General features: G+C 66.2%; 14 protein-coding genes. 4 read left to right on the top strand and 10 right to left on the bottom strand.

What is annotated here, in order from left to right; genetic code table 11:
• Positions 1-43 precede the first annotated feature (43 nt).
• From V3B46_RS09010 to V3B46_RS08995, 4 genes are all read right to left on the bottom strand, one after another.
• Positions 44-1,429 (bottom strand): NAD-dependent succinate-semialdehyde dehydrogenase, encoded by a 1,386-nt coding sequence (locus tag V3B46_RS09010; RefSeq protein ID WP_329891735.1) that lies wholly within the window; start codon positions 1,427-1,429, stop codon positions 44-46.
• Between the two features lie 774 nt (positions 1,430-2,203).
• Positions 2,204-2,986 carry a helix-turn-helix transcriptional regulator gene (locus V3B46_RS09005; RefSeq protein WP_329891734.1) on the bottom strand — a complete coding sequence of 261 codons (783 nt, stop codon included), beginning with the start codon at positions 2,984-2,986 and terminating at the stop codon, positions 2,204-2,206.
• A gap of 154 nt (positions 2,987-3,140) precedes the next feature.
• Positions 3,141-4,266, bottom strand: a protein-coding gene (prfB, locus tag V3B46_RS09000; RefSeq protein WP_097048047.1) for a peptide chain release factor 2 whose coding sequence is annotated in 2 segments (ribosomal slippage) — positions 3,141-4,190 and positions 4,192-4,266 — 1,125 coding nt in all. Because the reading frame shifts where the segments join, the coding sequence is not laid out codon by codon here.
• A gap of 70 nt (positions 4,267-4,336) precedes the next feature.
• Entirely contained in the window at positions 4,337-5,239 is a 903-nt protein-coding gene (locus tag V3B46_RS08995) for a LytTR family DNA-binding domain-containing protein (protein ID WP_329891733.1), read from the bottom strand.
• A 135-nt stretch (positions 5,240-5,374) separates the two neighbouring features.
• On the opposite strand from V3B46_RS08995, the gene V3B46_RS08990 reads away from it, so the two are divergent.
• The 3 genes from V3B46_RS08990 to V3B46_RS08980 all read left to right on the top strand — a co-directional run bounded on the left by V3B46_RS08990 (position 5,375) and on the right by V3B46_RS08980 (position 8,924).
• On the top strand, positions 5,375-6,580 hold the full coding sequence (locus tag V3B46_RS08990; protein WP_329891732.1) for an acyltransferase family protein: 1,206 nt from the start codon (positions 5,375-5,377) through the stop codon (positions 6,578-6,580).
• A 78-nt stretch (positions 6,581-6,658) separates the two neighbouring features.
• The gene (locus V3B46_RS08985) at positions 6,659-7,639 is read left to right on the top strand and encodes a phosphatase PAP2 family protein (RefSeq protein ID WP_329891731.1); all 981 of its coding nucleotides are present in this window, start codon (positions 6,659-6,661) and stop codon (positions 7,637-7,639) included.
• A 127-nt stretch (positions 7,640-7,766) separates the two neighbouring features.
• Positions 7,767-8,924, top strand: a complete 1,158-nt coding sequence (locus tag V3B46_RS08980; protein WP_329891730.1) for a hypothetical protein — start codon at positions 7,767-7,769, stop codon at positions 8,922-8,924.
• 91 nt (positions 8,925-9,015) lie between these two features.
• On the opposite strand, the gene V3B46_RS08975 is transcribed toward V3B46_RS08980, so the two are convergent.
• Entirely contained in the window at positions 9,016-11,910 is a 2,895-nt protein-coding gene (locus V3B46_RS08975; protein ID WP_329891729.1) for a DUF2135 domain-containing protein, read from the bottom strand.
• 131 nt (positions 11,911-12,041) lie between these two features.
• Between V3B46_RS08975 and V3B46_RS08970 the strand changes: the two genes are divergently transcribed.
• Complete coding sequence (locus V3B46_RS08970) at positions 12,042-13,091, top strand: DUF1176 domain-containing protein (protein WP_329891728.1); 1,050 nt, start codon at positions 12,042-12,044, stop codon at positions 13,089-13,091.
• A gap of 85 nt (positions 13,092-13,176) precedes the next feature.
• Here V3B46_RS08970 and recJ read toward each other — a convergent pair whose 3' ends face one another.
• The 5 genes from recJ to carA form a co-directional block, all read right to left on the bottom strand.
• The gene (gene recJ / locus V3B46_RS08965) at positions 13,177-14,934 is read right to left on the bottom strand and encodes a single-stranded-DNA-specific exonuclease RecJ (RefSeq protein WP_329891727.1); all 1,758 of its coding nucleotides are present in this window, start codon (positions 14,932-14,934) and stop codon (positions 13,177-13,179) included.
• Positions 14,935-15,094: 160 nt separating this feature from the next.
• Positions 15,095-16,012 carry a phosphoglycerate mutase gene (locus V3B46_RS08960; RefSeq protein WP_088025848.1) on the bottom strand — a complete coding sequence of 306 codons (918 nt, stop codon included), beginning with the start codon at positions 16,010-16,012 and terminating at the stop codon, positions 15,095-15,097.
• A 4-nt stretch (positions 16,013-16,016) separates the two neighbouring features.
• Complete coding sequence (gene greA / locus V3B46_RS08955) at positions 16,017-16,481, bottom strand: transcription elongation factor GreA (protein WP_195763253.1); 465 nt, start codon at positions 16,479-16,481, stop codon at positions 16,017-16,019.
• A gap of 8 nt (positions 16,482-16,489) precedes the next feature.
• Complete coding sequence (gene carB, locus V3B46_RS08950) at positions 16,490-19,732, bottom strand: carbamoyl-phosphate synthase large subunit (RefSeq protein WP_329891726.1); 3,243 nt, start codon at positions 19,730-19,732, stop codon at positions 16,490-16,492.
• Between the two features lie 147 nt (positions 19,733-19,879).
• A complete protein-coding gene (carA, locus tag V3B46_RS08945; protein ID WP_005413213.1) occupies positions 19,880-21,007 on the bottom strand; it encodes a glutamine-hydrolyzing carbamoyl-phosphate synthase small subunit in 1,128 nt (375 codons plus the stop codon).
• Positions 21,008-21,353 lie beyond the last annotated feature (346 nt).

The raw sequence follows: 21,353 nt of genomic DNA, 5'->3' as shown, positions 1-21,353 counted from the left end.
TGGACTGATGATGGATCGTTGCAGGAAGGATGGAAGCTGCGCGTCAACGCTTGTCGAACCACACCGTCTGCGCGTTGACGAATTCGCGGATGCCGAAGTGCGAGAGCTCACGGCCGAAGCCGCTCTTCTTCACGCCGCCGATCGGCACGCGCGGATCGGAGGCGGAGAAACCGTTGACGAACACGCCGCCGGTCTGCATCCGGCGCGCCAGCTGCATCGCACGGGCGCGATCGCCGGTCCACAGGTTGCCGCTGAGGCCGAACTCGCTCTGGTTGGCCAGTTCCACCGCATGGTCGGCATCGCGAGCGCGGCTGATCGAGGCCACCGGACCGAAGGTCTCGGTATCGAAGGCCTGCATGCCCGGCTCCACGTCGGCCAGCACGGTGGGGGCGTAGAACGCGCCCGGCCGATCCAGCTGATGGCCGCCGACCAGGAGCTTCGCGCCCGCGTCCACCGAAGCGCGTACCTGCGCGTCCAGCTGCTCCAGCAGGTCCTGGCGCGCCATCGGACCGATACGGTTGCCGGATTCACGGCCATCACCCACGGTCAGCGCCTGCACCTTCTGGCAGAACCGCGCCACGAAGCGGTCGTACACCGCGTCCTCGACGATGATGCGCTTGCCGGCGATGCAGACCTGCCCGGTGTTCTGGAAGCGCGAGGCCACCGCCGCATCGACGGCAGCGTCAAGATCGGCGTCGGCCAGCACGATGAACGGGTCCGAGCCGCCCAGTTCCAGCACCACCTTCTTCAGCGCCTGCCCGGCCTGGGCGGCGATGCTGCGGCCGGCGGCCACGCTGCCAGTCAGCGTGACCGCAGCAATGCGATCATCTGCGATCGCGCGGCTGGTGCCGTCGCGGCTGATGTTGGCGGCAATGAAGGTGCCTTCCGGCAGCCCTGCGTCACGCCAGGCGGCGTCAAGCAGCTGCGCGGTACCGACGATGTTCTCGGCCGGCTTCAGCAGGAAGCCGTTGCCGCCCATCAGGATCGGTACCGCCGCGCGCATCACCTGCCAGTACGGGAAGTTCCACGGCATGATGCCCAGCACCACGCCCAGCGGCAGGTAGGACACGTAAGCCTTGTCGTCGGGCACCTGGGTCGGTTCGTCGCGCAGCAACTGCGCACCGTGGTCGGCGTACCAGTCGCACAGCACGGCGCACTTCTCGATCTCGGCCAGCGACTCGGCCTGGACCTTGCCCATTTCGGCGGTGGCCAGCGCGGCCAGCTTTTCACGGTCACGGCGCAGTACCACCGCCATCGCACGCAGTACGTCTGCACGCTGTTCAAGGCTCTTGGCGCTCCAGGCCGCAAAGCCAACCTGGCCGCGATCCAGGATTGTTTCCAGTTCGGCGTCGGTGGCGAAGGGATGGCTGGCGATCTGCTGGCCGGTGGCCGGATCGCGGGAAATGGCGGTGCTGGGGGCAGCGGACATGCAGGTCTCCTGGTGTCTCGACAACGGGCGGCGGCCCGTCTCCTGCACAGGAATGTGGACCCGATTGGCGGAGGCAACAAGGCGTCTGCTTATCCTGTGACCTGCACTTACCTGCCTGAATGGGGTGGGTTGTCCTGGCAGGGCTGCGCCCTGCACCCGCAGAGGCAACAACAACAGCCGAAGCAACAGCACAAGCTGGTTTCCTGCGGGATGGCGGGGGGGGGGGGGGGGGGGGGGGGGGGGGGGGCGGGGGGGGGGGGGGGGGGGGGGGGGGGGGGGCGGGGGGGGGCGCCCCCCCCCCCCCCCCCCCCCCCCCCCCCCCCCCCCCCCCCCCCCCCCCCCCCCCCCCCCCCCCCCCCCCCCCCCCCCCGCCTTCGACAATTTCCCGCGATCTGTACGACATCCACGCCATGCGTGGATGAATCTCCATCGGAATCGACTGTTTCGAAACTGGAACGAAAAGCAGCCGAGCATCGGCTCGGCTCTACAACAGGCCGCGCGGAAAATTGTCAGAGGTGGGGCGGTGTGGGTTGGCAGGACCGTTGGCGCCATGGGCCCGAGGCATGCCTCGAGCGGGTTGGGCAGGACGCCCAACCCCGGTCTTGCCGTGTGCGCAGGACAGCGCACACGAGCAAGGCGCCATCGAGCCCCCATGGATGGGTTTACGGCGTGTCCTGCCAACCCACACCGCCCCACCATTCCACGTATAGCCCGCTGTTGCTGTTGCTGTCGCTTCGGCCTCTGCGGGTGCAGGGCGCAGCCCTGCCGATCAACCTACCTATGCGGCAGGTAGGTCACCAAGGAAAGATCGTGGCGGCTCTCCGGCACCAGCGCCACGTACTGCAGGTCCAGCAACCCGCGCGTGGGATGGTTCAGCTTCTTCGCGCCTTCATCGAACCGGCGAACGTCGTGCTCCGGCCACCACTGGCGGAACTCTTCGCTATGCGCGGCGATGTCCTCGGCCAGCGCCAGGAACGGGGCCTTGTCCGGCGCCTGCGCCATCGCCGCGCGGAAGCCTGCCAGCAGGCCGCGGGTCATCTCTTCCCAGTTGAGGATCAGCGTGCGGTACGGCGGGTACAGGAACATCAGCCGCAGCGTGTTGCGCTCATGCGGCGCCAGCTGGCTGTAGTCCACGAACAGATCGGCGATGGCCGGGTTCCAGGCCAGGATGTCGTAACGGGTATTGCGCACGTAGGCCGGGATCGGTTGCATGGCCTCGACCAGCTGGCGCAGGCCATCGGTGACCGTTTCGTCCGGTGACTCCAGCGGCACGCCGTAGCCGGACAGCGCAAACGCGTAGGCGCGTTCGTCGTCACTCATGCGCAGTACCTGCGCCAGGCGCTCCAGCACCTCCGGCGAAGCGCGCACTTCACGGCCCTGTTCGATCCAGGTGTACCAGCTGACGCTGACCCCGATCGCCAGTGCGACTTCCTCCCGCTTCAGGCCCGGGGTGCGCCGGCGCCCGGCCGGGAGGCCGAGCGTGGCGGGGTCGACACGGGCACGGCAGGCCTTGAGGAAGCCGCCGAGTTCCTTGCGTTCACTTTCGCTGCGCATCATCGCTACCGCCGTACCTGTTGTAGCGTCGAGCCATGCTCGACGCATCTACTACCGCGCGAACAGCAGCTGAGCATGGCTCAGCTCTACAGTAAAGCCGGTTCAGCCACCCTCGGCGTCACGCACGCGGGTGATGATATCCGCGCAGGCACGTCGATCAGGCATCGACGCGCTTGGAGCCCACGGCCAGGCCGGCCTTCAGGCTGGCTTCGACGAACTCGTCCAGGTCGCCGTCGAGCACCTTCTGCGTATCCGAACGCTCGATGCCGGTACGCAGGTCCTTGATACGGCTCTGGTCGAGCACGTAGTTGCGGATCTGGCTGCCCCAGCCGATGTCGGACTTGGTGGCTTCCACGGCGTCCTTCTCGGCGTTGCGCTTCTGGATCTCCAGCTCGTACAGCTTGGCGGCCAGCATCTTCATCGCGTTGTCGCGGTTCTGGTGCTGGCTGCGGCCGGTCTGGCAGGCCACGACGATATTGGTCGGGATGTGGGTGATTCGCACCGCCGACTCGGTCTTGTTCACGTGCTGGCCACCGGCACCGGACGAGCGGTATACGTCGGTACGCAGGTCGGCCGGGTTGATGGTGATGTCGATGTTGTCGTCGATTTCCGGCGACACGAACACCGAGGTGAAGCTGGTGTGGCGTCGGTTGTCCGAGTCGAACGGCGACTTGCGCACCAGGCGGTGCACGCCGGTCTCGGTCTTCAGCCAGCCGTAGGCATAGTCGCCTTCCACGCGCAGCGTGGCCGACTTGATGCCGGCGACGTCGCCACCGGAGACTTCCATCAGCTCGGTCTTCCAGCCGCGCGATTCACACCAGCGCAGGTACATGCGCAGCAGGATCTCGGCCCAGTCCTGGGCTTCGGTGCCACCGGCACCGGCCTGGATGTCGACGAACGCGGCAGCATTGTCCATCTCGCCGGAGAACATGCGCTGGAACTCCAGCTTCTCCACGTGCGACTGGTGCTTGTCCAGGTCGGCGACCACGGCCAGCGCGGTGTCTTCGTCCTGTTCGGACTCAGCCAGCTCAAGCAGTTCGGTGGCATCAGCCAGGCCGTCCAGCACCGAGGCGATGCCGCCCACGGTCTTTTCCAGGCTGGAACGCTCGCGGCCCAGGTTCTGGGCGTATTCGGCGTTGTTCCAGACGTCGGGGCTTTCCAGCTCCCGCGTTACTTCTTCAAGACGCTCTTTCTTGGCGTCGTAGTCAAAGATACCCCCGAAGCGACAGCACGCGATCGGTCAGATCGGTGATGCGCTGGCGGACAGGATTCAGTTCGATCATGTCGGCGGTTATGCATTCAAAAGATGACTGGTAATGATACCGCAGGCCGGGGATGCCCGGGATGAGGGCCTCACCCTGCCCCCAGCGCCTGCCGCAGCAGCGGTAGCTGGCGCCGGCTGCAGGGCACCTTCGCCCCGTCGGCCATGTGCAGCAGGGCCTCGCCGCCGTCCAGCGGCTCGATCGAGCGCAGCTGGCCCCGATGGATCAGCCAGCTGCGGTGCGGACGCAGGAACTCACCCGGGTCCAGTCGCTGTTCCAGTACCGCCATGGTGATCCGCAGCGGGTAGTCGTGGCCGCGTACCCGCAGGTTCACGTAGTTCCCCGCCGCCTGGGCGTACTCCACGTCGGCGGTGGCGACCAGGAACTCCTTGCCCAGCTTGCGCACCAGGAAGTGCTGGGGGCGCTCGACCGGCTCCACCGGCGGGCCGACATCGGGCTCGGCCAGCAGGTGCGCCTCGCCCTGGCGCTGACGGCCGAACCAGGCCACCGCGTGCACGGCAATCACCAGCAGGCTGTAGGTCTGCACATCCTTGAAGAACTCGTAGAACCACTGCGCTGGCCAGTCACCGTAGGTGTAGCGCTGGCCGATGAACGTGAAGGCCATCTTGCGCAGCAGCACCATGGCACTGACATGCATCAGCCACCAGGCAACACCACCCAGCACGTAGAAGCCGATCCGGCGCCGCCAGGTATCTGCATGCAACGGCCAGCGACGAGCGGCGGCGTGCAGAAGCGCCAACAGGCCCAGGCTGGCCAGCGCACTGCTGAACTCCTCGATCGAGACAGTCCCTGCGGAAAAGGGCTGCGCGTCGCGCAATGCCCGCATCCACTGCGCCAGCACATTGCCTGCGGCGGTGCCCAGGAACAGCAACGACCAGAATGCGACGGCAAGCCCGGGGCGACGCGTTCGTTCTGCAACTGGGGCGGTCAGCGCCGCCGAATCTCCATTCTCCATGCCTCCATTGTTGCCCATCCGGCTCCATGCGCATCAGCCATTGGTCCCAGCCACCCCACCACTGGCCCCTGAACGTCCGCCATCGCGCCCCATCCACTAGCATCCGGGCCTTGGCTGGCAGAGCGTGCAGCTTCCTCCCGAAGCCCGCCGCTCATGCACCGTCGCCACGACTTGGACACCCTGCGCATCGCCGCCTTCGCCCTGCTGATCCTCTACCACGCCGCCATGGCCTACGTGGCCGGCTGGGACTTTCACCTCAAGAGCACTTACACCTCCGAATGGCTGCAGTGGCCGATGATCGCGCTGAATCGATGGCGCATGCCGCTGCTGTTCGCCATCAGCGGTATCGCGCTGGGCCTGTCCCTGCCCGACCGGGGCCGGTTGCAGCACACCCTCCGCCGTGGCTGGCGCCTGCTTCTGCCATTGCTGTTCGGCATCGTCGCCGTCGTGTCCCTGCAGGCCTACTACGAAGCGCTGGACAAGGGCGACGTGGCACCGGGGCTGGCCCGGTTCCTGTGGCGCTACTGGCAGTTCCAGCCGTGGCCGGGCGCGCATTTCAGTGGTGCCGCCTACGGCTTCACCTGGAACCACCTGTGGTATCTGGCCTACCTGCTGCCTTACACCGTACTGGCGGTGGTACTGGCCAGCCTGCTGCGTCCACTGCGCAAGCTGCTGCCAGGCTGGCAGCCGAGCGACCGCCTGCTGGGCGCCTCACTGCTGGTAGTGCCAGTGACCTGGCTGGCCTGGTCCCTGCTGGTACTGATGCCGCGTTGGCCACCCACCCACGCCCTGCTGGACGACGTTTATGTACATGCCGAGTCGCTGCCGCTGTTCCTCGGCGGCTTCCTGGCGGCGCGCTGGCAGCGCGGCTGGGATCTGCTGGTGCGCGGGCGCCGCGTGACCCTGGCCCTGGCGGTGCTGGGGCTCTGCCTGGAGCTGGGCATCCGCGCACTGGCCCGCCTGCCCCATGTGGGCGATCTGGATGCATGGGTGCTGGCACTGCCGTGGGCCCAGACCGAACGCGTCGGCCGCGCGTTGTATACGTGGTGCATGCTGCTGACCCTGTTCGGCTGGGCGCGGGTGCTGCTGTTCCGCCCGTGGCCAGGCCTGGGCTATTACCGGGAAGCGGTGTTCAGCTGGTACAGCCTGCACCAGACCGTGCTGATCGTCTTGTTGTACGCGCTGCGACCGTTGCAGCTTGGCCCGTGGCTGGAGCCTGCCTTGCTGGTGGCCGGCACGGTCGGCGGCTGCCTGCTGATCCACGAACTGCTGATCCGCCGCGTGCGCTGGCTGCGTCCGCTCTTCGGCCTGCGCGCCGCATCGTCATCGCTGCTCGTGGCACGTGTTGCGCCGGTGTAGAGCCGAGTCCACACTCGGCTGCTTTGGCGCGGTTCTGTTGAGCTGCGCCTGATTACCAACGGATGATGAGGACAACGGATGTTCCAGACCCACTGGCACCTGTGGCTGCAGCAGACTCTCGACAGCGGCTGGATGCTGGCGCTGATGCAGTTCATCAGCCTGCTCGGCTATGAAATGGCCTATACCGCGCTGATCCTGGTATGTGCATTCGGGGCACGCCTTCGCGCTGGCCTCTGCGTGATGCTGGCGGTGCTGCTGATGGCCTGTGCCACGCATGCAATCAAACAGGGCGCCGCCCTGCCCCGCCCGTCGGATGTGGATGCGCGCGTACTGGATGAAGGGGTGCCGTCGCACCCCTTCGTGGTCAACGGCGGCGGACAATCGTTCTGGTCACTGCCCGATGCGCAGTCCACCGCCATGCTGCGCGCGCAGCCCGACGCCGACTATGGCTTCAACAGTGGCCATGTGGGCGTGGCCACCGCTGCCTGCGTCGGCCTGCTGCTGGCCTTCGGCATTCGCCGACGCTGGCTGCGCTGGACGTTGGCGCTGGGCTGGCCGCTGCTGATGGCGCTGTCACGGATGTACCTGGGCCGGCATTTCCTGGCCGACGTGCTGGGCGGATGGCTGATCGGCATCGGCGTGGCTCTGTTGGCATGGCAGCTGATGCCAGGGATGCGCTCAAGCAGGCAATGGCAACTGCCGGTCCTGTTGGGGCTTGGCGTGCTGCTGGCATGGGCGGCGGCGACCACCCGCTTCGTTCCAGTTGGTGAAGCCGGGCGACTGCTCGCGCTGGGCCTGCTGGTGGCGTGGATGCAATGGCGCGGCTGGCCGGTGGATCCGAAGAACATCGTGCAGCGGGGGTTGCGCGTGCTGGCTGTGGTGGTGATCTATCTACTGGCACGGCCGTTGATCGATCTGTTCGCCGCGGCCATTCCGCTGCCTGATGTACCGGCGACCGAAGTGCTGTGGCAGACCGTTGGCACGCTGTTGATCCTCGGTGGCGGTGTGGCACTGGCGCGGTGGATGCAGTGGATTCCGCATGGGGTCTCCAAGGCCTGAGACTAACCCTACCTGTTGGTTACCTTCACGGCATTTGCAACTATTCGCATTGGATGTTCCCAAGAACCTTGCGATTCTCCCTGGTCGCCTTCCAGACGGAAGTGGACCTTTGCCCTGGAGACCTGCAATGGATCAATCCGACATCAATATGCTGGCCGCCTTCATTGAATCAGAGGAGGCTGCGCTTGCTGAAGAACGTCAGGGCGACTTCTATCCGAGTTATCACTATCAACTCGCGGCACTCGCACCAAGGGCTGGTAACGGCCTGCCCCAGGATATGCTGCAACGCTTCTACTTCCATTGGCTGCGAGTGGGAGACTGGAAGGTCGCAGGACTTCCGCAGAGAGACTTTCCCATCCTTGTTGCCGCGTACCAGGAGCTCACGAAGCTCCCTGTGGGCTACGACACACGCCAGCCAGGCCTCAGCCTCCCGCATCTCTTCTGCTTCGGCTTCAATGAACATGGCGAGCTGCCAAGCGGTGTGGTTACCAATGCCGCGGATCTGAAACAGCGCACGCGTCTGGTGGAGCACTGCAGGAAGTACCAGTCGTTCCAGGCCCAGCGAGAGAAGGTCGATAAATTTCTGCCATATCGCCCATTTGCGCGAACCATTCTCGAGACAGCTCGGTTCCTGCAACACGATATCAAGGGTATGGGTCGAATCCTCTATTGGGGCATGGCGCTCATTGCACTGCTCGATGAGGACACACGCATCCAGATGACAAACGACCTGATAGCCAGGAACTGGCCCGAAGACAGGGAACGCGGCCATGTGCTCTCCCTGCTTCATCACACCGCCGAGGCGACCCGGCCCCATTGCGCAGCGGACGCCGAGTTCGACGTTCTCTGCGAACATCTGGCGCAGCTGCACGACACCCGGATCATGACGGGCGACGCGGTCCAGTTGGCGCAGCGGGAGGGCTGGCACGTTGACAACATCCGTGATTGGAATGCCAGCATCACCCTCTATCACGGAGGTGAGTACAGCAGCGAGCCGGGGCATCCCCGGATCAGCCTTGATCTCAACAGCTGGCCTGATACCCCTTGGTCAATCAATCTGAGCGTCGGCAATGGCTCCTACGTCGCCTACCGGGACGAACCCACCAGCAATGATTTCCAATTGCCGCCAATCATCGGCGCCACGCTTGATCATTTCCCTGAATGGGTCAAGCAGATAAACGCACGACTAGGAATCAATCTGGTTCCAGGCACTGGCTCAGCTGCATCTGCCTACAAGAATCGTACGTTGGCTAGACAACTCGACGCATGGATGCGCGGGAAATAGCAGCAGGATTGCGTCGTATAGAGCCGAGCATGGGCTCGGCTCTACATCGAGGCAGTCGAGCAAGCTCGACTCTACATATGCCTGGGGTCGGTCATTTCACCTCGAACTCACCCACCAGCACCGTCTCGGCACGATCCTTCAGTCGCATCGTGACCATCTGGTCCTTCTGCTTCGGCGTGCCCCAGTGCGTGGTCAGGCGCAGCATCAGGGTCGTCGCACCGGTCACCAGCTGCTGGCGGCTGCCGAAGTAGTTGGCCTCCACCTTGTACTTGCCCGGCTTGGCGTTGCGCAGCGAGAACTGCTCGGGACCATAGCCACCAGTGAAGTCCTGCGACATCTGCCCACCCTGATAGGTCAGGCGGTTGCCGTAGTACGCGCGCTCGCCGTTCGGGTCGGTCACCCAGAGGTCCATGTCGCTGTTGTCGGCATCCCACGACAGCACCACGCGCAGGTCCAGCGGCATCGCCTGCAGCAGGCGCGGGTCGATGCTGCGGGTATCCAGCCGTGGCGTGCTGCGTGCCACCAGGTTGTTCAGCTCATCCAGCGCGATCAGGGCGATGCCGTCGAAGCGGTTGTCCCACGGCCGCACCACCACCTGGTACAGCGGCGCCAACGCCTGCTGCGGCTTGCCCGCAGCCGCCAGTGCCAGGCCAAGATCGCGGAAGCTCTGCGGTTCTTCCTGGCCCATCGCCAGCACCTGCTCGAACACCGGAACCGCCAGTGCCGGCGCGTCGGCCTGCATCAACCGGTAGCCGAGCACGCGCAGCAGGTGGCGGTTGTCCAGATCCATCTCGGCCAGGTTCGACAGCACACGCAGTGCCAGGTCGCGCTGACCCTGTTCCAGCAACAGGTCGGCCACGTCGAGGAAGAATGCGCTGCTATCGGCGTGTGCATCGCGCTCGGCCAGATAGCGGTCATAGAGCTGCGACGCCGGGCCCTGGCGCAGTCGCCGGGCGATGGCCGAGTCCGGCTGCCACGCCGCCAGCTGGATGCCGAGCCCCCCATTGTTGGCGGCAGCGGGCGCAGCGACACGACCACCAGTGACCGTGATTGAATCCAGGGCCTTGTTCGATGCGGACGCTGAGCGACGTGCACGCGCGCTGCTGGCTTCCATGCGTTGCTCGGCGGCGGCCATCGGTGCCGCGGGGGCCGGCGCAGCGAGCATCGCCACCGGCGCCGAGTCCATCGCGTAGTCCGCGGATGCAACTTCCAGCGCCCCGCCCTTCAACTGCGGAGGCGCTCCCTTCGGCCAGCTGCGGTTCCACCACTGCTGGCGCTCCTTCCAGCGTGCCGCCACTTCATCCAGACGCCGGCGATCAGCAGCGGCGCGATCACTTACCTGCACTGCAAACCTGGCGTCGTACTCGGCGCGCAGTTTGCCGGACGGGCGGATCGCGTAGCGCAGGTAGTCCTCCAGGGTTTCCAGCACGATCAGAGAGGTATCCGGACCGACCAGGCCGAACTGCTGCGACAGCAGTTGCATTGCCTCGCGGTTGCCTCGGCGATCGGCGCCGAGTTGCTGCAGACGGGCCTGCGCCCACAAGCCCGCCAGCAGCTCACCATCGTCACTCTTCTGCGTTGCCGGCAGTGCCTGCCATTCACCGCCGCCCACGCGCACCCGCATCGGCACGCCGTCCGCCGCAAGGCGAGCATGCAGCCATAGCCAGCCTTCGGCCTCGCTGCGACGATCGATCACAACATCCTGTACGCCACGGCCCGCATCCACCTGTACGTCCAACGGCGACGACAGCAGTTCCCGCGCAGCCGCATCAACATCCTTGCCCAGCGCGACGAAGCGTCCGCCATGGGCTTCGCTCCAGCCGCGCAGGCGCACTGTATCGGTTCGCGCACCAGCACTGCTGACCGCGAACAGGCGCTGCTGCGGTGCGAGTGCTGGCAATGCTTCCGGTCCATAGGTCAGCAGGCCATCGCTGATCAGCAGGTATTCCTTCACGCTCGGTTGCGGCTGCCACTGCGCCAGCGCGCTGGCACCGTCCGGGCGTACGGCCTGCAGTGCTGCACGCAGCTCGCTCCAGTTGCCCGCACGGACACGGAAGCGACGCACCGGTTCGGCGCGGTCGCGCAGCACGGTCAACGCCACGGTGCCGTCACCCATCGCGGCGAAATAGCGATCCAGCAATGCGAACTCACGTGTGCGGTCGCGCTGACCCGAGGACCCGGAGCCGTCCCACAGCAGGCCGATTTCGCTGGGAAGCGTGCGCGGCGTGCTGCTGGGCGACACCGGCAGCTGCGCCAGCAGGTAGTGCCCGTCCTGCCAGGGCGCCACTTGGACCTGCGCCTGACGTGCTGCGGGCAGGCTCCACTGCAGCTGGATCGGCAACTGCGCTCCCTTTCCCTGCCAGTGCAGCTGGCCCGCGTTGATGCGGAACGGAGCCGTACCTGCGGTGGCCGCTTCCGGCGCCTGCAGCTTCAACTCAACCGATGCAGCGCCAGCGGCGAACTGCAGCGGCAGCGTCCACTGCCAGCCCTGGCTGGCGAAGGCCAGCGGTTCGCGAATCACCAGCTGCACGCGCCGGCTGCCGCCGGCCGGCAGCGGATAGATACGCAGGCGGAACTGGTTGCCAGCGGTCTGTTCCAGCAGGCCCGGATCGACACCGCGGCGGGCGATTTCCTCGAACACCTGGCGGCCACGGTCCTTGGGCACCGGCACGGCGTCGCGCAGTTCACCGTTGATGTCAAGTGCGAAGCCGCTGATCTGCTGGCCATCGGCCAACGGGAACTGCAGTTCGCCCTCCAGCACGCGCCGGTTCGGATTGTGGAACTCCAGCGTGATCCGGGTCTGGGCGATGCCGGCCTGGACCTCGCCTTCAATGCGGGCACGCTGCAGTTGCACCGGCTGTTCGGCGGCGGGCGCGATCAACAGCGGGGTGGTGGCTTGCGGCCTGGCAATACGTGGCGACTGAGCGCCGACAGGCCCAGCCGCGAGGGCCAGCAACAACACAGCGCAGCAACGGACGAAGACCATGACAGGGCTCCAGTGGGATCGTGGACATTTGAACGCACGGACAGCCGGAATGGGGTTGGACCGTGCTCGGCTTTTCTTTGCCCCCATCCACAGGCACCATGCCCCACGCTCCCACACGCGCAAGAATGCCGATGCGATTGCCCCTGCTGGCCACTCTGTTGGCACTGGCCTGCCCCCTGACGGCCCTTGCTGCGGCTCCGGCCAAGAGTCTGTATTTCCAGCACCACGACTGGGTCGTGGCCTGTGACAACACCTTGACCTGCCGCGCCGCCGGCTACGCCACCGACGATGACAGCACCCTGAGTGTGCTGCTCACCCGCAAGGGTGGCCCGGATCAGGCCATCCAGGGCCGCCTGACGCTGCAGCCGGAAGAAGGCCAGACCCAGCCCAAGGGCGCACTGCATCTGCGCATCCAGCAGCAGGATCTGGGCGTTCTGGCAACCGCAAAGGGCGAAGGCACGCACAGCTTGAATGCCGCTCAGACCAGCGCACTGTTGTCCGCACTGGTACGCGATGGAGGAATCAGCGTGACCGATGACGCTGGCCATCGCTGGCCGCTGTCGGACAAGGGTGCCGCAGCGGTACTGCTGAAGATCGATGAGTACCAGGGCCGCCTCGGCACGCCCGGCGCTGTGATGCGCAAGGGCAGCACGCCTGAGTCCGGCGTTCCCGCCGCACTGCCGGTGCCGGTTGTGCGCAAGGCCGCCACCCTGGACTCAACTCCGGATGATCCCACGTTTGCTCGGCTGGCCGCCTCACCCGCCCTGCGCGCAGCACTGCGTGCCACGCTGGAGGACGACAGCTGCGAAGGCCTGCAGGAAACTGATGCCGACGTTCCGCTCAGCAACTCCCCACTGCAGGTCCAGCGCCTGGACGCGCAGCATGTGCTGGTCACGGTCCCGTGTTGGCGCGGGGCCTACAACATCGGCGATGGCTATTGGGTCGCGCGCCCGCAGGCGCCGTTCCAGGCGCAATGGGTGACCAGCGATGCGATCGACTACGCCGACGGCCAGATCATTGCCGCGCAGAAGGGCCGCGGCCTCGCTGACTGCATTTCGCACGCAGCCTGGACGTGGGACGGGACGAACTTCATCGCGACGTCCGAGGTGGCACCGGGTCTATGCCGGGGCGTACCCGGTGGCACCTGGGAACTGCCGATGCTGGTCAGCGAGGTCCGCTGACGCCACAGAAAAAGGGGACGGAGGGAATTAAGTCGCAAGTGGCAAACAAGGCACAAGCGACTTAATCCCCTCCGTTCCCTTTTTCTCATGCAGGCAGGCAGTGCTCGACGATCAGCTGGATGGCGCTGCCGCCGCGATAGTCGTCGCAGGCCAGTCGATAGGCCAGATGCACATGACGGCCGGGTGCGTTGCCGTGCCAGCCGCCGAAATGGATCGCATTGATCGTGCCAGGCACGCCCGGCAGGCGCAGTTCCAGCTTCAGGTGCCGCTCCTTCAGTACGCGCCAGTTGGCCACTTCGAAGTGGCCATCGAACAGCGGCTCGGGGAAGCCCTGACCCCACGGTCCGGCCAACCGCAGGGCATCGGCGTGGCGATGATCCAGCTCATCTGCGGCCAGTTCGCCATCGCTCAGCACCTGCTGCTGCAGTGCCGCCGGGTCGAGCATTTCCAGCACCACGGCGACGAAGGCGGCCTTGAAGTCATCGACGTGATCCAGCCGCAGGCTCAATCCAGCCGCCATGGCATGCCCACCGAAGCGTTCGATCAGACCCGGATGCCGCGCATCGACCAGCGCCAGTGCGTCACGGATGTGCAGGCCGGGAATCGAGCGCGCCGAGCCACGCAGCGTGTCGGCACCGGGTTCTGCAGGCGCGAACGCGATCACCGGGCGATGCAGGCGATCCTTCATCTTCGACGCGACCAGGCCGACCACGCCCGGATGCCAATCGGCATCGAACAGGCAGGCAGCCACCGGGCGCTGGCCGGCCATGTCCAGCACCACGCGGGTCAACGCCTGCTCGGCGTCATCGGTCATCGACTGCTGCACGGCGCGCCGTTCCGAATTGATCTGCTCCAGCGTCTGCGCGATGTCGCGCGCCTGGCGCGGGTCTTCGGTCAGCAGCAGCGCGATGCCCAGCGCCATGTCTTCCAGCCGGCCCGCAGCGTTCAGGCGCGGGCCGAGTGCGAAGCCGATATCGGTGGCGGTCAGTCGCGCGGCATCACGGCCACTGGCTTCGATCAGCGCACGCAGGCCGACACAGCCCTGCCCTGCGCGTAGACGGCGTAGGCCCGCACTGACCAGCGCACGGTTGTTCGGGTCCAGTGCCACCAGGTCGGCAACGGTGCCGACCGCCACCAGGTCCAGCAGCGTGGTCAGGTCCGGCCCCTTGCCATCGGCAAAGACGCCGGCCTCGCGCATCTGCCGGCGCAGCGCCATCAGCACGTAGAAGATCACGCCGACGCCAGCAAGCGACTTACTGGGGAAGGCATCGCCATCCAGATTCGGATCAACGATCACGTCAGCCGGTGGCAACTGCGGGCCCGGCAGATGGTGATCGGTGACCAGCACCTGCCAGCCACGCGCCTTGGCTGCAGTCACGCCCGCGTGGCAGGCAATGCCGTGGTCGACCGTCACCAGCAGGTCCGGCTGTAGCGCGACCAGCTCCTCCACCAGTGAAGGTGACAGGCCATAGCCGTGCACCATACGGTTCGGCACCGCGTGGAAAACATGCTGCGCGCCGAGCATGCGCAGGCCGCGCACACCGACCGCACAGGCGGTAGCGCCATCGCAGTCGAAATCGCCGACCACCAGGATGCGCTTGTCGTTGGCGATGGCCTCGACCAGCAGGCCCACTGCATCGTCGATGCCGGTCAGCAGCTCGGGCGCATGCAGGCTGCCCAGCTTCGGCAGCGCCAGCTCCGGGGTACCGGCACCGCGACTGGCGTAGAGCCGCGCCAGCAACGGCAGAGTGCCCTCCGGCCAGTTGGCGGGCGCAACCGCATCGCGGCGGCGGATCGTCGGCGTATCAGAGGAGGGCTGCACGGCATCGGCGGCAAGGGACATCGGCATCGCCGGTTACGAAAGACCCGTCGATGATACCGCCAAGGCGACCGCCCGGTAGAGTCGACTGTTAGTCGACTAACGCAACGCGCGGGATTTTCTGCATCCGAGCGAAGTGCAGTCGACTAACAGTCGACTCTACCCACCGGAGCCTGCCGGATGTTCAATCGTGAAGCTGGCGCGGCTTCTTCCAGAACTGCCAGCGCTGGCCACGATCCAGCTGGAACTGCTGACCATCCTCGAAATCCAGCACCAGCCGCTGCAGCTCGCCACGCTTCAGCGCGGCCAGCAGCGGACGGATCGCATCATTGCCGAGCTGCTGCAGGGAGCGCAGCTGGCGAAGGTCGACCAGTGCATCCACCGCCTGCTCGCCATCCACGGCCACACCGGCAGCCAGGGCCAGGCCCTGCAGCAGCGCATCGCGGCTGCGCACCTGTGCGTGCGGCGTACTGACCGACACCGGCATCACGCCGCCGCCCCAGAACCACAGCGAATTGATCGGCTGCTGTCCCTGCGCGGCGCGCTGCTGGTTCCAGGAATGGTTGTGCAGCAGCACCTGCGCCTCGGTCATGAGCGCCCGCCAGCGGCGGCCGCCCTCGCCTTCCGGCAGGTGCGAGAATAGGTCATCGCCCAGCACCTCGTCCGGACTGTCGAAGTCCGGCAGGGCCAGGTCGATCGGAAGCCGCAGGTACCAGCGCGAAGGATCGGGCGCGTCGAGCACGAACCCGGCATCGGCGAACAACGGCTGCAGCACCGGCAGCAGGGCCAGGCTGTCGGCCAGGGTCGGCCGCAGTGTTTCGCCATAGGCCATCATCCGCGCGCCGTGCATGTCCGGCACCATGCAGGCCGGATCGGCACGCAGCCAGCACGCGCCGGCAGCATCGCCGGCGTCACGCTGGCGGCTCAGTGCGGCCACCGGCCAGTGCGGTGCGGCGACCGTGAAATGGCGCTGCAGCTGTGCCCGCTCGCCGGCTTCAAACTGCGAGGCGTTGGCGCGGCCCAGGGCACGCGCCACGTCATCAGGCAGCGCAGCCGCGGCAAAGCGGCTGCGTGCCGGCAACAGCAGGGTCGCCGTTGCCACCGGGTCAGTCCACGTAGCTGACGCTGACGATCTCGTACTCGCGCTGGCCGGCCGGGGCGTCGATCACGATCGAATCGCCTTCCAGCTTGCCGATCATCGCGCGCGCCACCGGCGAGGAAATCGCGATCAGGCCCAGCTTGATGTCCGCTTCCAGGTCACCGACGATCTGATACTTCTTCTCTTCGTCGGTTTCCACGTCGGCCAGGGTCACGCTGGCGCCGAACACCACCTTGGAGCCGGCATTGAGCTTGCTCACGTCGATGATCTCGGCGTGCGACAGCTCGCCTTCCAGCTGCTTGATGCGGCCTTCGATGAAGCCCTGTTCCTCGCGCGCGGCGTGGTACTCGGCGTTCTCCTTCAGGTCGCCATGCTCACGCGCTTCGGCGATCGCGGCGATCACCTTCGGGCGCTTGACCGACTTCAGGTGTTCCAGTTCGTCGCGCAGCTTCTGCGCGCCCTTCATCGTGATGGGGGCTCTCATGCATTCAACTCCTTGTGCAGCTCCTGCAGCGACCAGACGGGGCCGGTGCCGCGGAATTCCAGTGAATCCACCAGCGCCTTGGCGCCGGCAATGGTGGTCGAGTAGGTGACGCGATGCTGCAGCGCCTCGCGACGGATCGAGAACGAGTCGTTGATCGCCGAACGACCTTCGGTCGTGTTGACGATGTAGACGATCTCGCCGTTCTTGATCGAGTCGACGATGTGCGGACGGCCTTCGACCACCTTGTTGATGATCTCGCAGTCCATGCCGTGCTGCTGCAGCCACGCGGCAGTGCCACGGGTGGCGACCAGGCTGTAGCCACGCGCCAGCAGCGCCTTGGCCACCGGCAGCACGCGCTTCTTGTCCGGATCACGCACCGAAACGAAGGCCTTGCCGACCGGCGGTGCCTTGATGCCACCCGCTTCCTGCGCACGCGCGAAGGCGGCGTTGAAGGTGCGGCCCACGCCCATCACCTCACCGGTGGAGCGCATCTCCGGCCCGAGGATCGGGTCGACGCCCTGGAACTTGGCGAACGGGAAGATCGCTTCCTTCACCGAGTAGTAGTCCGGCACGATTTCCTTGGTCGCGCCCTGCTCGGCCAGGCTCTTGCCGGCCATGCAGCGCGCCGCGATCTTGGCCAGCGGCATGCCGGTGGCCTTGGAAACGAACGGCACGGTGCGCGATGCACGCGGGTTCACTTCCAGCAGGTAGATGGTGTCGGCACCTTCATCGCTGGTCTGGATCGCGAACTGGGTGTTCATCAGGCCGACCACGTTCAGGGCCTTGGCCAGCTCCACCACCTGGCGGCGCAGCTCGGCCTGGGTTTCAGCCGACAGCGAGTACGGCGGCAGCGAGCAGGAGGAATCGCCCGAGTGCACGCCGGCTTCTTCGATGTGCTCCATCACGCCGCCGATCAGGACGTTGCCATCCTTGTCGGCGATGATGTCGACGTCGCACTCCACGGCGTTGTCGAGGAAGCGGTCCAGCAGCACCGGCGAATCGTTGGACACCTTCACTGCATCGCGCACGTAGCGGGCCAGGTCGGCTTCGCCGTAGACGATTTCCATCGCACGGCCGCCCAGCACGTAGCTCGGGCGCACCACCAGCGGGTAGCCGATCTCGCGGGCCAGCAGCAGGGCTTCCTGGTCGTTGCGGGCGATGCGGTTCGGCGGCTGCTTCAGGCCCAGCTTGTCGACCAGCTGCTGGAAGCGCTCGCGGTCTTCGGCCAGGTCGATGGAGTCCGGGCTGGTGCCGATCACCGGCACGCCGTTGGCTTCCAGCGCGCGCGCCAGCTTCAGCGGGGTCTGGCCGCCGTACTGCACGATCACGCCCTTCGGCTGTTCCAGTTCGACGATTTCCAGCACGTCTTCCAGGGTCAGCGGTTCGAAGTACAGGCGGTCGGAGGTGTCGTAGTCGGTCGACACGGTTTCCGGGTTGCAGTTGACCATGATGGTTTCATAGCCATCCTCGCGCAGCGCCAGTGCCGCGTGCACGCAGCAGTAGTCGAACTCGATGCCCTGGCCGATGCGGTTCGGGCCACCGCCCAGGATCATGATCTTGTCGCGGTTGCTCGGCGCGGCCTCGCACTCGTCCTCGTAGGTCGAGTACAGGTACGCGGTGCCGGTGGAGAATTCACCGGCGCAGGAGTCCACGCGCTTGTAGACCGGGCGCACCTTGTGCGCACGACGCAGCGCGCGGATGGCGGCTTCGTTGGTGCCGGTCAGCTGCGCCAGGCGCGCGTCGGAGAAGCCAGCGCGCTTCAGCGTGCGCAGGCGTGCAGCGTCCAGCGCGTCGATGCCACCAGCAGCGACTTCAGCCTCGGCAGCGATGATTTCCTCGATCTGGTCCAGGAACCAGTGATCGATGAACGACAGCGCGTAGATCTCTTCCACGCTCATGCCGGCGCGGAACGCATCGGCGACGAAGAACAGGCGCTCCGGGCCCGGGGCCTTCAGCTCGCGGCGCAGGGTCTGCAGGTCTTCTTCGTTGCTCAGGTCCAGGCCGGTCGGATCGAAGCCGACCTTGCCGGTTTCCAGACCGCGCAGGGCCTTCTGCACCGATTCCTGGAAGGTGCGGCCCATTGCCATCACCTCGCCCACCGACTTCATCTGGGTGGTCAGGCGTGCATCGGCGGCCGGGAACTTCTCGAAGGCGAAGCGCGGGATCTTGGTGACGACGTAGTCGATCGACGGTTCGAACGAGGCCGGGGTCAAGCCGCCGGTGATTTCGTTCTTCAGTTCGTCCAGGGTGTAACCCACGGCCAGCTTGGCGGCAACCTTGGCGATCGGGAAGCCGGTGGCCTTGGAGGCCAGCGCCGAGGAGCGCGACACGCGCGGGTTCATTTCGATGACGACGACGCGGCCGGTGGTCGGGTTGATGCCGAACTGCACGTTCGAGCCACCGGTGTCGACGCCGATCTTGCGCAGCACGGCGATGGAGGCATCACGCAGGCGCTGGTATTCCTTGTCGGTCAGGGTCTGCGCCGGGGCCACGGTGATCGAGTCACCGGTGTGCACGCCCATCGGGTCCAGGTTCTCGATCGAGCAGACGATGATGCAGTTGTCCGCGGTATCGCGGACCACTTCCATCTCGAACTCCTTCCAGCCCAGCACCGACTCTTCGACCAGCACTTCGGTGGTCGGCGACAGCTCCAGGCCGCGGCTGACGATCTCGACCAGCTCTTCGCGGTTGTAGGCGATGCCGCCACCGCTGCCGCCCAGGGTGAAGCTGGGGCGGATGATGGTCGGATAGCCGACGCGGGTCTGGATCTCCAGCGCTTCGTCCAGGGTGTGGGCGACGGCGGCGGTCGGGCACTCCAGGCCGATCTCACCCATGGCCACGCGGAACAGCTCGCGGTCTTCGGCCATGCGGATCGCTTCGCGCTTGGCGCCGATCAGTTCGACGTTGTACTTCTCCAGCACGCCGTTGTCGGCCAGGTCCAGCGCGCAGTTCAGCGCGGTCTGGCCACCCATGGTCGGCAGCAGTGCATCGGGCTTTTCCTTGGCGATGATCTTCTCGACCGTCTGCCAGTTGATCGGCTCGATGTAGACGGCGTCGGCCATCTCCGGGTCGGTCATGATCGTAGCCGGGTTGCTGTTGACCAGCACCACGCGGTAACCCTCGTCACGCAGGGCCTTGCAGGCCTGGGCGCCGGAGTAGTCGAACTCGCAGGCCTGGCCGATGACGATCGGGCCAGCACCGATGATGAGGATGGTCTTGAGGTCAGTGCGCTTGGGCATTTTCTTCTCTAAGTCAGTACAGCGTGACAAGGGGGGTGATCGCACGCTGTCGATCAGGAATCTTGATCCGCAGCGCCGCGCCAGGGGCAGCAGCGATGCGGGGGCTTACGGTCCATCGCGACGCCGCTGGGGCCGGCGGCGTACTGATCACGCCTTGGCCTGCTCCATCAGCACCACGAAGCGGTCGAACAGCGGACCGACATCGGTCGGGCCCGGCGACGCTTCCGGGTGGCCCTGGAACGAGAACGCCGGCACGTCGGTGCGGGCGACACCCTGGTTGGTGCCATCGAACAGCGAGCGATGGGTCACGCGCAGGGTCGGCGGCAGGGTCGCTTCATCGATCGCGAAGCCGTGGTTCTGCGAGGTGATCATCACCCGGCCGCTGTCCAGGTCCTGCACCGGGTGGTTGGCACCGTGGTGGCCGTGGCCCATCTTCATGGTCTGCGCGCCCGAGGCCAGGCCCAGCAGCTGGTGGCCAAGGCAGATGCCAAAGGTCGGGATCTTCACGTCGATGAAGGTCTTGATCGCTTCGATGGCGTAGTCGCACGGCTCCGGGTCACCCGGGCCATTGGACAGGAACACGCCATCCGGCTTCAGCGCCAGCACTTCGGCGGCCGGGGTCTGTGCCGGCACCACGGTCACTTCGCAGCCACGCTCGGCCAGCATGCGCAGGATGTTGGTCTTCACGCCGAAATCGTAGGCTACGACCTTGTATTTGGCCGGCACGCTGACGAAGGCGTTGGCATCCAGGTCCAGCTGGCCTTCGGTCCAGGTGTAGGTCTTCTCGGTAGTGACGACCTTGGCCAGATCCATGCCCTTCAGCCCCGGGAACTTGCGGGCGGCTTCCAGTGCCTTTTCCACGTCGATGTCACCGGCCATCAGCGCACCGTTCTGCGCGCCCTTCTCGCGCAGGATGCGGGTCAGCTTGCGGGTGTCGATGCCGGCGATGGCGACCACGCCACGCTGGATCAGCCAGTCCTGCAGCGACACCTGGCTGCGCCAGTTGCTGGGACGGCGGGGAACATCGCGCACGATCAGGCCGGCCGACCACACCTTGGACGCTTCATTGTCCTGGTCGGTCATGCCGGTGTTGCCGATATGCGGATAGGTCAGCGTGACCATCTGCCGGGCGTAGGACGGGTCGGTCAGCACTTCCTGGTAGCCGGTCATGGCGGTGTTGAACACCACCTCACCGACGGACAGGCCGGGCGCGCCTACGGATTCGCCCTCGAATACGGTGCCGTCTTCGAGGACGAGGATTGCGGCTTGGGTCACGGGAATCTCACTTTGGCTACCGAGGGGGCTGCCGAAGTCACGCCTGCGCTTCACGGAAATCCGGTTGCAAAAAAGCGCGGACGTGCGGTCTGGGACCGGTCCGGCTTTCGTGATTCGGCGAGTGCGAATTGTAGCGCTGCCGGGGCGCTCGCGCCAGCGGTTATCGCACTTCATGAACAGGCGATTGCGCATTCATTTCAATCCGGCGGCGTATGCGGCGCCCGCCGCCCGGTAGTGCCGGCCGCTGGCCGGCAATCCCCACACCATCGGGCGCCTGGCAGTGTCGGCCGCTGGCCGGCAATCCCCACGCCTTCGGGCGCCCGGAAGCTGCCGGCCAGCGGCCGGC

Origin of the sequence: Stenotrophomonas sp. SMYL11 (assembly GCF_036320005.1) — a bacterium.
Classification (GTDB): Bacteria; Pseudomonadota; Gammaproteobacteria; order Xanthomonadales; family Xanthomonadaceae; genus Stenotrophomonas; species Stenotrophomonas maltophilia_A.
The sequence above is the reverse complement of the archived record's forward strand: the minus strand, read 5'-3'. Positions and strand labels throughout refer to the sequence as shown.

Excerpts from the sequence above, each read along its gene's own strand:
- V3B46_RS08980 (WP_329891730.1), top strand. The coding sequence starts at position 7,767 with ATGGATCAATCCGACATCAATATGCTGGCCGCCTTCATTGAATCAGAG.
- V3B46_RS08975 (WP_329891729.1), bottom strand. The coding sequence starts at position 11,910 with ATGGTCTTCGTCCGTTGCTGCGCTGTGTTGTTGCTGGCCCTCGCGGCT.
- V3B46_RS09005 (WP_329891734.1), bottom strand. The coding sequence starts at position 2,986 with ATGATGCGCAGCGAAAGTGAACGCAAGGAACTCGGCGGCTTCCTCAAG.
- carB (WP_329891726.1), bottom strand. The coding sequence starts at position 19,732 with ATGCCCAAGCGCACTGACCTCAAGACCATCCTCATCATCGGTGCTGGC.
- V3B46_RS09010 (WP_329891735.1), bottom strand. The coding sequence starts at position 1,429 with ATGTCCGCTGCCCCCAGCACCGCCATTTCCCGCGATCCGGCCACCGGC.
- V3B46_RS08985 (WP_329891731.1), top strand. The coding sequence starts at position 6,659 with ATGTTCCAGACCCACTGGCACCTGTGGCTGCAGCAGACTCTCGACAGC.
- V3B46_RS08995 (WP_329891733.1), bottom strand. The coding sequence starts at position 5,239 with ATGGGCAACAATGGAGGCATGGAGAATGGAGATTCGGCGGCGCTGACC.
- V3B46_RS08970 (WP_329891728.1), top strand. The coding sequence starts at position 12,042 with ATGCGATTGCCCCTGCTGGCCACTCTGTTGGCACTGGCCTGCCCCCTG.
- recJ (WP_329891727.1), bottom strand. The coding sequence starts at position 14,934 with ATGTCCCTTGCCGCCGATGCCGTGCAGCCCTCCTCTGATACGCCGACG.
- V3B46_RS08990 (WP_329891732.1), top strand. The coding sequence starts at position 5,375 with ATGCACCGTCGCCACGACTTGGACACCCTGCGCATCGCCGCCTTCGCC.